The sequence below is a fragment of the Halococcus qingdaonensis genome, assembly GCF_024508235.1.
Taxonomy (GTDB): Archaea; Halobacteriota; Halobacteria; order Halobacteriales; family Halococcaceae; genus Halococcus; species Halococcus qingdaonensis.
This window is the reverse complement of record NZ_CP101943.1, coordinates 53008-65184: the sequence shown is the minus strand read 5'-3', so window position 1 is coordinate 65184 and position 12177 is coordinate 53008. Positions and strand designations below refer to the sequence as shown.

The 12177-nt window shown below is 64.3% G+C and carries 10 protein-coding genes and 1 tRNA gene; 6 read left to right on the top strand and 5 right to left on the bottom strand.

The window, feature by feature from the left end:
- The first annotated feature begins 49 nt into the window (after positions 1-49).
- From NO363_RS00360 to NO363_RS00350, 3 genes are all read left to right on the top strand, one after another.
- A complete protein-coding gene (locus NO363_RS00360; RefSeq protein WP_256687986.1) occupies positions 50-730 on the top strand; it encodes a protein sorting system archaetidylserine decarboxylase in 681 nt (226 codons plus the stop codon).
- 152 nt (positions 731-882) lie between these two features.
- A tRNA-Met gene (locus NO363_RS00355) sits at positions 883-956 on the top strand.
- A 194-nt stretch (positions 957-1150) separates the two neighbouring features.
- Positions 1151-2455: an O-acetylhomoserine aminocarboxypropyltransferase/cysteine synthase family protein gene (locus NO363_RS00350; RefSeq protein ID WP_256686050.1), complete on the top strand. Its 1305-nt coding sequence runs from the start codon at positions 1151-1153 to the stop codon at positions 2453-2455.
- 23 nt (positions 2456-2478) lie between these two features.
- Here NO363_RS00350 and NO363_RS00345 read toward each other — a convergent pair whose 3' ends face one another.
- Positions 2479-2829 (bottom strand): hypothetical protein, encoded by a 351-nt coding sequence (locus NO363_RS00345; RefSeq protein WP_256686049.1) that lies wholly within the window; start codon positions 2827-2829, stop codon positions 2479-2481.
- Between the two features lie 214 nt (positions 2830-3043).
- Between NO363_RS00345 and NO363_RS00340 the strand changes: the two genes are divergently transcribed.
- Positions 3044-6154, top strand: a complete 3111-nt coding sequence (locus NO363_RS00340) for a PAS domain S-box protein (RefSeq protein WP_256686048.1) — start codon at positions 3044-3046, stop codon at positions 6152-6154.
- A gap of 37 nt (positions 6155-6191) precedes the next feature.
- Here the strand turns inward: NO363_RS00340 and NO363_RS00335 are convergent, their stop codons facing one another.
- The 4 genes from NO363_RS00335 to NO363_RS00320 form a co-directional block, all read right to left on the bottom strand.
- The gene (locus NO363_RS00335) at positions 6192-6911 is read right to left on the bottom strand and encodes an ABC transporter ATP-binding protein (RefSeq protein WP_256686047.1); all 720 of its coding nucleotides are present in this window, start codon (positions 6909-6911) and stop codon (positions 6192-6194) included.
- A 203-nt stretch (positions 6912-7114) separates the two neighbouring features.
- On the bottom strand, positions 7115-8266 hold the full coding sequence (locus tag NO363_RS00330) for a site-2 protease family protein (protein ID WP_256686046.1): 1152 nt from the start codon (positions 8264-8266) through the stop codon (positions 7115-7117).
- Between the two features lie 113 nt (positions 8267-8379).
- A complete protein-coding gene (locus NO363_RS00325; RefSeq protein WP_007740787.1) occupies positions 8380-8625 on the bottom strand; it encodes a DUF7123 family protein in 246 nt (81 codons plus the stop codon).
- Between the two features lie 259 nt (positions 8626-8884).
- Positions 8885-9706 (bottom strand): molybdopterin synthase, encoded by an 822-nt coding sequence (locus NO363_RS00320; protein ID WP_256686045.1) that lies wholly within the window; start codon positions 9704-9706, stop codon positions 8885-8887.
- A gap of 81 nt (positions 9707-9787) precedes the next feature.
- Here NO363_RS00320 and pyrH point away from each other — a divergent pair, with 81 nt between their 5' ends.
- Together pyrH and lysS are read left to right on the top strand one after the other, a co-directional pair.
- Positions 9788-10504 (top strand): UMP kinase, encoded by a 717-nt coding sequence (gene pyrH, locus NO363_RS00315; protein WP_256686044.1) that lies wholly within the window; start codon positions 9788-9790, stop codon positions 10502-10504.
- Positions 10497-12146 carry a lysine--tRNA ligase gene (gene lysS, locus NO363_RS00310; protein ID WP_256686042.1) on the top strand — a complete coding sequence of 550 codons (1650 nt, stop codon included), beginning with the start codon at positions 10497-10499 and terminating at the stop codon, positions 12144-12146. The genes pyrH and lysS overlap by 8 nt, the downstream gene beginning before the upstream one ends.
- The last annotated feature ends 31 nt before the right edge of the window (positions 12147-12177 follow it).

The following is a 12177-nucleotide window of genomic DNA, read 5'->3' as shown; positions in this document are numbered from 1 at the left end:
GTCGGGGCATATCGGAAGACACACCTACGGGATGGGAATAGCGGTGAGCGTGCGATTCGCGCCCCATGCGTGGCGATACGCCACGCCCGCGTTCGCCCTCGCGCCACTGGCGGCGCTGCTGTCGCCGGTCGCGGGTGCCGTGGCGGCCGTGGCGGGGCTGTTCGCGCTCGTCTTCCATCGCGATCCCGAGCGCGAGACGCCGGAGAGGGGGATCGTCGCGCCGGCCGACGGTCGCGTGTCGGTCGTGCGCCGCGAGAACGGGCGACTGCGCGTCGGGATCTACATGGGCGTCACGGACGTCCACGTCAATCGCGCGCCGCTGGCCGGCACCGTCGAGACCGTTACGCACTCGCCGGGGGCGAACCGGCCGGCGTTCTCGAAGGACTCGGATCGCAACGAGAAGGTCGAGATCGACTGCGGCGCGTTTTCAGTGATCCAGATCGCCGGCGCGTTCGCCCGCCGCATCCATCCGGCAGTCGAACCCGGCGCACGGGTCGAGCGCGGCGAGCGCATCGGCCACATCAGTTTCGGGAGCCGCGTGGACGTGCTCTTTCCACCCGCAATCGACCGCGCGGATCTCGCCGTCGAATTAGATGAACCCGTTCGTGCCGGCGAGACGGTGCTGGCCGGCGGTGCGGGGCGGACCTGGCGGATGAAGGGCGAACGAGCGGCGGGCGGCGCGAACGGAGTGACGCGCCGCCACGCGAACGGCGAACACAGTGAGCCGTGAGCGAAGCGAGTGAGGGCTTTGGCGGTGCTGTGCGGGGCGGGCACGGTGTGGAACGCTCGTCCCTGCGCGAGCGGGCGTGAAATGTGATCGACAGGGATCGGTTAGCGCGTCGTGGTCGCAATCTTTACCCCGCCGCGAAGCGTGCATCGGATAGCGGGATGGGATAGCCAGACATTCCGGCGGGTTCATATCCCGCAGATCGGTGGTTCAAATCCACCTCCCGCTATCACGCGCTTCTCATGGATATCGAGCCGGTGCTGTGCTCGTCGTCGGAATCAGATCTGAGAGATCGCTGTCGCTGTGCTCTGCGGTCGTTCTGCGTACTGGTCGTGTGGGGAGGAGCTCAATATGCCGTCATCGTCGTCGGCAACGTTGGCCTCCAAACACACCATCATGACGACCGTCTTGGTTGAGACATGTATGAGCGATAATACAGACGGCCGCTCCCTTGCGACGGACTCGGTCCATGCCGGTCAGGAACCCGACCCCACAACGGGTTCCCGCGCACCGCCGATCTACCAGACCAGCTCCTACGTCTTCGACGATGCCGAGGACGCCGCCGCACAGTTCTCGCTCGAAGAGCCGGGCTACATCTACTCCCGGTTGATGAATCCGACGCTCGAAACGCTGCAGGATCGCCTTGCGACGCTCGAAAGCGGTGTCGGAGCCGCCGTCACCGCCTCCGGGATGGCCGCACTCGATCTCACCACGTTCCTCCTCGCGTCCGCGGGCGACAACATCGTCACCGGCTCGTCGCTGTACGGCGGTACGTACACCTATTTTACCCACTCGGTCGAGCGGCGAGGGATAACCACTCGGTTCGTCGATCCGCTCGATTACGAGGCATACGCCGACGCGATCGACGAGGATACCGCCTACGTCCATTTCGAGACGATCGGCAATCCCGCGCTCGATACGCCGGACATCCAGCGCGTGGCGGATATCGCGCACGATCACGGCGTCCCGCTGCTCGTGGACAACACGTTCGCCACGCCCGCACTCTGTCGCCCGATCAAACACGGTGCCGATCTCGTGTGGAACTCGACGACGAAGTGGCTCCACGGCTCGGGGACGACCGTCGGCGGTGTCGTCGTCGACGGTGGGACGTTCCCGTGGGTCGACCACGCCGAGAAATATCCCGAACTCGCGCAGGACAACCCTGCCTACCACGGCGTCAACTTCGTGGAGACGTTCGGCGAGGAGGCGTTCACCTACGCTGCGATCGCCCGTGGAATGCGCGATCTGGGCAATCAGCAGGCTCCGTTCGACGCGTGGCAGACGTTGCAGGGGATCGAGACGCTGCCACTGCGAATGGAGCGCCACAGCCAGAACGCACTGGCTGTCGCGGAGTGGCTACAGGAGCACGACGACGTCTCGTGGGTCAACTACCCGGGGCTTGCCGACCACCCGACGCATCAAACGGCGAGCGAGTATCTGGACGGTGGCTATGGCGGGATGATCACCTTCGGCGTCGCGGGTGGATACGAGGCTGCGCGAACGACCGTCGAATCGACGGAGCTCGCGAGTATGCTCGCCAACGTCGGTGACGCGAAGACGTTGATCCTCCATCCGGCCAGCACCACGCACCAGCAGCTTACCGACGACGAACGGGACGCCTCCGGCGTCACCGACGATCTCGTGCGTCTTTCGGTCGGTATCGAGGAACCGGCCCGGATCATCGCGGATCTGGAGATGGCGATCGAGACCGCGACTACTGCGAACTGACCGGTAGGGTCGACTGTCAGTCGCTACTGCTCCGGTGGCACGTCTTGATCGTCGGGATTGTTCGTGATGACGTCCACGATCTGCTGGCTTCTCGATGGGCCGGTGGCTTCTTCGACCGGGCGTTGAGAGCTTCGAATGCCCTGCTCGACGGCATCGGCGATGATCTTGTATCCGAAACCGAGCAGACCGGCGTAGATCACTAACCCGCCGATGGCACCAACGATCCCGCCGATGACAGTGAGAAACAGACTATCCGTGAGGAACAGCTCGATACCGATCTCGATGATGATGCCGCCGATCAGGAACAGCACGATGAAGTAGCCAAGCAAGTAGGCACCATACCGGACGCCTTCGCGGAGGTTCACTGCAACCATGCGATGTATTGTTAGCCAATTATACTTAATTGTGTGGGCAGTTCGTGCAGGACTGATTACCATGTGTCTTTCTCGATCTTCGTCGCGATCAGCGAGGATGATATGGAGCGGGTGACAACTGTGGGAGGCCCGATATCCGATCGTCAAAAACACCGGCGCTAACGACGTAGTGTTGCGGAAAAGATTGATACATGTTGACATGGTTTCTGTAGCTATGAGCGATCAGGCGCACGGGCCCGTCGAATGGCGGGAGGTCGGGGCCGCGTCGATCGACGGGGTGGGTGTGCTCGATGGCGACGAGTACGTCTACACCAATCGTCCGTTCGCCGACGTGTACGGCTACGACGATCCCGACGAACTCGTCGGAACGACGTGGCAGGACCGCTACGATCCCGACGAGTGCAAGCGTATCGAGAGCGAGGTGCTGCCGCAGGTTCACGAGGAAGGCCACTGGCGCGGCGAAACTGTCGGCCGACGTCGCGACGGTGAAACGATCCCGCTGGAGCTATCGCTCCGAGCGACCGAGAACGAACTGGTCGTCTGTATCGTCCGCGATGCCGCGAATCCGGACCGCCGAGAACGGGATCACCGACGGAGCAACGACCGGGATCGCGGGCTGGCCACAACCGATTCGATCCCGATCTGGATCGTCACGGCCGAGCGGGAGATCGCCTACTGCAACCCGGCTGCCGCCACAGTCCTCGGCGTCGACGATCCCGATGCGATGATCGGTCGGACGCCAACGGCGTTCATCCACGAGGATGACCGTTCGCAGGTCCGCCGACGCTTCCGGCAGGTCATCGGGGGACGGGAAGCAGCCGAGCCGTTCGAAGGACGGCTGATCGGTCTGGACGAGGACGAACGGAGCGTGGAGCTGACGATAAATCCCGTGAGCTACGAAGGCGAACCAGCAGCACAGGTCGTCATCGACGATGTCGGAACCCACGATCGCACGAAGGGGGTGCCCGGGAACGAGCAACGGTTCACGCAGACCGTCATTGACGCGCTGGAGGACGTGCTCTACATCGTCGACGAGAACGACGACATGATACAGTGGAACGACCGGCTGAACGAGCGCCTCGGATACACCGACGAGGAGATCGTGGGGATGGGCCTGTCCGACGTTCTCACCGAGGCGAATCGCGACAGCCTGCCGGAGTCGAGACTCCACATGGACGATCGTCCCAACTGGACGAGGGAGCTCGATTTGGAGACTGCCGGGGGTGAGGCGATTCCCCACGAGCTCCGGGAGGTGACCGACATCGACGAGCCGTCCGGCGAGCGCTATCGCGTCGGCATCGCCCGAGATATCACCGAGCGTCGACGGCGACAGCACGAACGCGAGCGCTACGAGACCATCATCGAGACCGTCAAGGACGGGGTCTACATTCTCGACGACGACCTCCGGTTTTCGTTCGTCAACGACGCACTCTGCGAGACGTTCGGACGCTCACGCGAGGAGCTCCTCGGAACGCCCGCCATCGAGTTCTTCGTCCACGACGACGAGCGTACCCTCGCCGACGAGATGCGCGAACGCGTCGTGAGCGGCGACACCGATATCGGTTCGATCGAAGGGGCGATTGCGACGCCCGACGGCGAGACCGTGTATCTCGAAGCACGGTACCGTCCCTATCCCGAACCCGACGGCGCATACCAGGGCAGCGTCGGCGTGGTCCGTGATATCACCGAGCGGAAGGAACGCGAACAGGAGCTCCGTGCCGCCCGGCAGTTCAACGAAGAGCTGGTCGAGAACGCTCCGTTCGGAATGTTCCGTCTCGACGAGGAGCTCCGGATCACGTACGAGAACCCGCGTGCGGAGGAGATCATCGGTCTCCCTGACGAGATGTCGTCGTCGGATGCGATCGGAGTGCCGTTCCACGAACTCCCATCGGTCGTCGAGACCGGCCAGGCGGAGCGGTTCACGCGGTTGCAGGACGGCGAGACCGTCGAGTTCGAGTTCCCGTTCGAGTCGATCTACGACAAGGAGGCGTACTTCACCGGGCGAAGCGTTCCGCTGTATCGGGACGACGAGTTCGACGGAGCGATCCTGATGGCCACCGATATCTCCGAGCGACGACGACAGGAACGGGAACTGGAACACCAACGCGACAAGCTCGAAACGCTCAACCGTATCAACGACCTCCTGCTGGAGATCACTCGGGAGTTGCTCGAACGATCGACGCGCGAGCAGATCGAGCACACCGTCTGTGATCGACTGGCCACCTCGGAGCTGTACCAGTTCGCGTGGATCGGCGAGCCCGAAGCCGATGGAGACCAGCTCGTTGCCCGGGCGAGTGCTGGCGTCGACGATGGCTACGTCGAAGCGATCACTGTCACGGCTGACGGGACGGAAACGGGGCAGGGTCCCAGCGGACGGGCGCTCCGGATGGGGGACGTACAGGTCAGTCAGAACATCCGCACGGATCCCGCGTTCGAGCCGTGGCGCGAGGCCGCACTCGACCGCGATATCCAGTCGGCCGCCGCGATCCCGCTGCTCCACGGGGCGACGACGTATGGCTGCTTGGCGGTGTATACCACCCGACCACTGGGCTTCAGCCAGCGCGAGCAGCGTGCGTTCGAACTGCTCGGCGAAGCCGTCGGGTTCGCAATCCACGCCATCGAGACCCGGCGGCTGCTGTTCGCCGACGCAGTGCTCGAACTCGAATTTCGAGCCACCGACTCGGACCTGTTCTTGGTTCGCCACTCCGAGCGCTTCGAGTGTGAACTCTCGGTGTCGGGATACGTCGCCACCAAATCCGGCGGGTGGCTGCTCTACGTCGATGTCCAGGGAGCGTCGCCCACAGCGGTGTGCGAGGCGGCCTCGGGGCTCGATGACCTCGAACACGTCCGGGTCGTGCGTGACGGCGGCGATGAAGGGCTGTTGGAGTATCGATTCGCCGAATCGTCGCTGTTGGGAACGCTCACGGAGGCCGGCGTCAAGCTCGGGTCCGCCGACATGGACGCGGGAACCGGTCGACTCGTCATCGAAGCACCACAGGACGCGGCCGTCCGGAACCTGATCGATCGTATCCGCGACGTCGCTCCCACCGCGACGCTGCTCGCCCAGCGTGAGCGGGATCGGTCGGCCGTGGAGTTCGACGTCCCCGGCGGGCCGATCGAGAAACTCACCGACCGCCAGCGCGAGGCGCTCGAAACCGCCTATCACGCCGGCTACTTCGAGTGGCCACGCGAGAGTACCGCCACGGAGGTCGCCGAGAGTATGGGGATCGCCGCACCGACGCTCAACAGACACTTCCGGCGAGCACAACACAAGCTCCTGAGCGCGTTCTTCGATTCCATGGACGACACGCCACAGCAGCCCTGAGGACCGTCTCGTCGAGACGAAACGGACAGAAGGTCAACTACACCGAGTGATCCCGCCACCACGCCAGACTCGGGTTCGTGCGTATCGTATCACGGAGGGTAGCGGGGGTTACAACCATCAACACCCGTCCATCCTTCATCAAACCGATTCGATCACAGAGCGCCTCGGCTTGGTCGAGACGGTGGGTGGTGAGAACCACCGTCGTGCCGTGATCGAGCTCTTCGCGAACGATATCGTGCGCCTCTTCGACACCGGTCGGTTCGAGCTCGCTGAACGGCTCATCGAGGATGAGCAGGTCGGGATCGCCGACGAGTGCCATCCCGAGCGCGAGACGCTGAGCCAGTGCCGAGGAGTATTCACCGGCCGGTCGAGCAGCATCCTCGGAATCGATATCCACCCGATCGAGTATCGCATCCGGTGACTCGTCGGCGTCCTTCGAGGCGATGGCGAACTCGATATGCTCGATTCCGGACATGCCGGAGTGATGAGTGAAGTCGTCCCCCAGAATGCCGATACGCTCGTGAAGAGTCTCTGCCTCGATCCGGGAATCATGACCGAGCACCGTCGCGGTACCGACGGACGGCTGCAGATGATCGAGCAGAATATCGATAACGGTCGACTTGCCGGCACCGTTCGGACCGAGCAGTCCGAATATCTCGTTTTCGGTGATCGTGAGATCGATATCGTTGATGGCGATGGTCTCGCCGAACTGCTTGGTCAGTCCCTCGGTTCGTATTACGGTATCGTTTGTCGCCATTGTAGGTTGTTCATGTGCGTGATTTCGTCGTCGTTTCGTACGACCGAGCGGATCCCGTTGCCTCGGCCGTCGATGGTGTGCCGCTGCAGTATCACTCATATCATCGTTCGATAAGTATCCTGACGCTAGTCCTGTAGTGTGCGGTGCGTCGCGCCGTCCAACGAAGCGGGATACGATTGCTACTGTCCGACAGAACAGAGGTTCTAGAGCGCGAGTTCGAACGGAACGGGCGTGAAACAGAGGATCCCGAGCCCGAAGGTGACGAACCCCAAGAGAACGCGTTTCGTATCGAGCGCGTCGTCGTAGATCGGCGTCGCAGGGCCGGCGTAGGCAAAGGCCATCGTGAACACACCCCAAAACACCCAGAGGAAGACGGCGTTGAAGGCGGCGTGCTGGATGTAGTAGAGGTAGGCCGCAAGCGCGAACAGCGCGGCAGGGACGAGCGCGCCGACGGTCGCCTGTCGCTCGCCGACCATCGCGCGGACGAGGTGGCCGCCGTCGAGCTGGCCGACGGGGATCAGGTTGAGGAAGGTGACGAACATGCCGACCCAGCCGGCGAAGACGACCGGGTTGACGGACATGCCGGCGGGATAGTCGATCGGCTGGCCGGTGAGGTCAGCGAGCCACTGGACGAGCAGGGGGTAGTTGAACTCGATCGGGATGGCTGGTGTGGGAACCGGCGGAAGACCGAGGCCGACGAGCGTGACGATGCAGGCGACGACGAGCCCGGCCAACGGCCCGGCGACGCCGATGTCAAAGAGGGTCTTGCGCGACGGCATCCGCCCGCGCATGCTGATGACCGCGCCCATCGTACCGATGACGTTGGGCAGCGGGATGAAGTAGGGAAGACTCGCGTCGACACCGTGATACCGACTCAGGACGTAGTGGCCGAGTTCGTGCACGCCGAGGATCGAGAGCACCGCGAGCGCGAACGGCCAGCCGGCGAGAACGGCCATCGGATCGACGAGGGCGTCGCCGACGGTGTCGATGGTACCGTACCAGCGCGCACCGGCGACGAGCGTCGAGAGCACGGTGAGCAGCGCGAAGGCGACGTTCGTCCACGGGATCCCGTCGATGCCGGTCGAGTGCGGCGTGGCGACGAGGACGTGTCTCGTCCGATCGATCTCGATACCGGTGAACGGGTCTTCTTCCGAGTTGGATTCGCTCGTCAGTCTGACCTCGTAGCCCTGGTCGCGAAACAGTGGCCAGAGACGTCGTTCAAGCCGGCGACTGTCGACCAGCGGCTCGCCGTAATACCGGAGCTGGCCGCCGTCCACGTCCGTCTCGGTCACGCGAAAGAGTCCGGCGAACGCCTCGGCCGGCGGCCCGTTGGCCGGCGGGTCGCTGTCAGCCATCGGCATGGATACGCGGCGAACGCGGATAAACGTACAGACCGATTCGGGCGAGAGCGCCAGCGGGGAGCGGTCCGTCAGCGAGGCAGGACGACGAGAGGCCAGCGAGGCCGACGTCAGGCCGGCGCGACGCGCCAGGTCGTCGCGCTGGTGTACGACCACGGCTCGATCTCCAGATCGCTCGCCGAGTCGGCGAGTTTGTGCATCAGCGCACCGATTTCCTTCGGCGAGAGACCGACCTCGTCGGCGATGAACTTGCTCTTGAAGTAGAGCTCGCCGTCGGCCGCGTTGCGTTCGAGATATGCCTTCAGTCGCTGCTCTTTGGTGGTCGCGTCGACACCGGCGGGCTGAGTCGTACTCATTGTGACCTCACTCGGTCATACCATCCCTATGTATTATAGCCGACAGATGCTTCGGATGAATTCGGTGTACTTCACTCTCGGTGATGCCATCGACGACGTTTCACGACGGTTCTAGATTCGTTTAGACGTTTCATCCGGCACGCAGAAACCATCGATCGGTGAATCGGATCAGCTGTCGGCGGACGAGAATGTTACGTGCCGAATGGTGATTTCTATAATTTTCGTTCTGAAATCATCCCTCGACGCGGGGACGGGTCGCTCACGCGCGGTCGTGGACCCAGAACTGCTCGTCGCTCGTGCGTTCCTTCTTGAAGATCGGGACCTCGTCTTTGAGCCGGTCGATACCGTCCTCGACGGTCGAAAACGCCTCGCTGCGGTGGCCCGCGAGCACGACGACGAAGACGATGTCCTCGCCGGCCGCGATCCGCCCGACCCGGTGGTGGGTGAGCACCTCGTGGACGCCCTCGCGGGCTTCGAGTTCGGTTTCGATGGCGTACAGTCGCTCGTCGGCGACCTCGCGATAGGTCTCGAATTCGAGCGCTTCGGTCGGGTCGTCGTCGGGAGCGTCCTTCACGCGCACGCGCCCGGTGAAGGTGGCGATCGCGCCCGCACGGTCGGCCTGCGGCGATCGTTTCACGTCTTGGACGAGCGATGCGAGCGTCACGCGCGGTTCGAGATCGTCGATCCCCGTACAGAGCGCATCGAGATCGATCTCGTCGGCGTCGGTGGCTGTCGCGAGCTCCGGGCCGGTGTGCTCGCGCCCGCCGAGAACGACGGTCGGCAGCCCGTGGCTCGAAAACCCCTCGACGAGCGCGTAGTCGTGCTCGGGCGCGAGATCGTCGAGGAGATCGGGGAGCGAGCGCTCCGCGCCGGTGGCGAACCAGCCGTCGTCGCTCAGACCGTAGGTGACGCGTGCGCCGGCCGCGCGGTGGCGGGCGGTGTCCTTGCCTTCGGTGTCGATCGTGGGTGCGTGATCGAGGTGTTTGATCGTGGCGACGCTACCGTCCAGTCGGTCGGCGAGGCGTTCGACGAGCGTCGTCTTTCCGGTATCGGAGGGACCGACGACGGCGATGGCTTTCATATGAGGGGCACGGCTGGCGGTCGTTTGTACCCTTCGACGGTGTTGATAACGCTTAAGAGTGCGTCCGGGCAACCGCCGACAATGAAAATCATCGTTTCTCTCGGCGGGAGCGTGCTCGCGCCCAGAAACGCAGAGCGCGTGGGCGCACACGCCACCGTCATCGAGGGGCTCGCCGAGGAGGGCCATACCGTGGGGGCGGTCGTCGGCGGTGGTACAGTCGCCAGGGAGTACATCCATACCGCTCGCGAGCTCGGTGCCAACGAGATCGAACTCGACCAGCTCGGCGTCGACACGACCCGTCTCAACGCACGGCTGCTCATCGCGGCGCTATCCGAGCGAGCGGCGACCCGACCGTCGGAGGACTACGAGACGGCGGGCGCAGCGCTCCGTCGTGGCGAGATCGCCGTCATGGGTGGCGTCACGCCGGGCCAGACGACCGACGCCGTGAGCGCGGCGCTCGCCGAATACGTCAACGCCGATCTCCTGGTGTATGCGACGAGCGTCCCCGGCGTCTTCGATGCCGATCCCGACGAAAACCCCGACGCACAACGCTTCGAGCGCCTCACGGCCGGCGAGCTCGTCGACGTCATCGCCGACATCGAGATGACCGCCGGCTCGTCGGCCCCCGTGGACCTGCTCGCGGCGAAGATCATCGAACGCTCGGGCGTCAGAACTGTGGTCCTCAACGGCACCGACCCCGAACGCATCGGGCACGTCGTCAACACCGGTGAGCACGACGGCACCGACATCGTGCCCGCCGAGAGCGACGAACCGACCTACTGGGCGATGAATGACTGACGACCCGTACATCCTCGCTGGCTCACAGTCACGCGATTTCTGGGCCGAATCCGTCGCCGACGCGATCGACGAGCGCGATCCCGACGAGCCGATCGTCATCAAGGGTGGAATCTCGCCGTCGGGCGTTCCCCACCTCGGCAACATGAACGAGATCGCGCGGGGCTACTTCGTCGCCGAGGCTCTCCGCGAGCGCGGACGGACGGTCCGACAGATCTTCACCGCCGACGACCGTGACCCGCTCCGGAAGGTGCCCCGAAAGCTCGCCGACCTCGACGGCAACGTCGTCGGGCTCGGCGAGGTCGACGCCGGCGCGCTCGGCCGCAACCTCGGCAAGCCCTACACCGCGATCCCCGATCCCTTCGGCTGCTGTGAGTCGTACGGCGCACATTTCTCGAATCTGATCGAGCGGAGCGCCGAACTGCTCGACATCCCCGTCGAGACCGTCTCGAACACCGAGCGCTACGAATCCGGCGCGTTCGACGACGTGATTCATCATCTGCTCGAACACCGCGAGCAGGCACGGAACGTACTCGCACAGTATCAGGAGAAGGTCGACGACGACTACATTCCCTTCCGCCCGATCTGCGCCGAGTGTGGCCACGTCACCGAGACCGACGCCGTCCAAAGCGTGGATCTCGACGCCGGCACCGTCGAGTACGTCTGTACCGACGTCGAGGCCGGCAAGCAAACGATCGAGGGCTGTGGCCACGAGGGCACCGCCACCTTCCAAGAAGGAAAGCTCCCGTGGCGCTTCGAGTGGCCCGCCCAGTGGCAGGTGCTCGACGTCGATTTCGAACCGTTCGGCAAGGACCACGCCGAGGGCTCGTGGCCGAGCGGCGCGGACATCACCCGTACCGTCTTCGACGACACCCCACCGGTGCCGATGGCCTACGAATGGTTCACGCTCGACGGCGAGCCGTTCTCGTCGTCGGCCGGCCACGTGATCATGGTCCAGGACGTCCTGGAGTTCCTCGAACCCGAAGTGCTGCGCTACTTCTTCACGAAGGATCCGAGCCGGGCGCGGGACTTCTCCATCGAGCGCGCCGACCAGCTGGTCGACGAGTTCGATCGGTTCGAGGCGTTGGCCTTTGGAGAGTCGACGATCGGTCACGTGCCGGATGAGCGAGCGCGAGCCGAACAGGCCTATCCAGCCATCGTCGACGAAACACCTGAAGCGCAGCCGATCCGTCTCCCCTACACCTTCGCCGCAGTGCTCGGCATGACCGACGACAGCGAGCTCCGCGAGAAGATGGCGCGTCGCCAGGAGCACATCCCCGAAGATGCCTCGGAGAGTGCAGTCGAAGAAGCCCTCGGCCGCGTCGAATACGCCCGGACGTGGGCCGAGCGCACCGACAACGCCTACAACTACCGCCTCGCGACCGATCTCCCCGACGCGGAGTTCGACGACGATACCGAGCGAGCGCTCGACGGACTGGCTGACGTCGTCGAGGCGGGCGAAGACGGCGAGGCGATCCAGAGCGAGATCTTCGAGACCGCCCGCGAGCACGATCTCGATCCGGGCGATCTCTTCGCCGCCGGCTACCGACTGTTCTTCGACACCGAGCAGGGACCGAAGCTCGGGCCGTTTCTCGCGGAACTCGACCGTGAGTTCGTCGTCAGGCGGTTGCGACGCGAGGAATGATCCCTTCGGAGCGTATGGCGCACCACTCACG

Excerpts from the sequence above, each read along its gene's own strand:
- NO363_RS00325 (WP_007740787.1), bottom strand. The coding sequence starts at position 8,625 with ATGAGTACGACTCAGCCCGCCGGTGTCGACGCGACCACCAAAGAGCAG.
- NO363_RS00330 (WP_256686046.1), bottom strand. The coding sequence starts at position 8,266 with ATGGCTGACAGCGACCCGCCGGCCAACGGGCCGCCGGCCGAGGCGTTC.
- lysS (WP_256686042.1), top strand. The coding sequence starts at position 10,497 with ATGACTGACGACCCGTACATCCTCGCTGGCTCACAGTCACGCGATTTC.
- NO363_RS00335 (WP_256686047.1), bottom strand. The coding sequence starts at position 6,911 with ATGGCGACAAACGATACCGTAATACGAACCGAGGGACTGACCAAGCAG.
- NO363_RS00340 (WP_256686048.1), top strand. The coding sequence starts at position 3,044 with ATGAGCGATCAGGCGCACGGGCCCGTCGAATGGCGGGAGGTCGGGGCC.
- NO363_RS00320 (WP_256686045.1), bottom strand. The coding sequence starts at position 9,706 with ATGAAAGCCATCGCCGTCGTCGGTCCCTCCGATACCGGAAAGACGACG.
- NO363_RS00350 (WP_256686050.1), top strand. The coding sequence starts at position 1,151 with ATGAGCGATAATACAGACGGCCGCTCCCTTGCGACGGACTCGGTCCAT.
- pyrH (WP_256686044.1), top strand. The coding sequence starts at position 9,788 with ATGAAAATCATCGTTTCTCTCGGCGGGAGCGTGCTCGCGCCCAGAAAC.
- NO363_RS00345 (WP_256686049.1), bottom strand. The coding sequence starts at position 2,829 with ATGGTTGCAGTGAACCTCCGCGAAGGCGTCCGGTATGGTGCCTACTTG.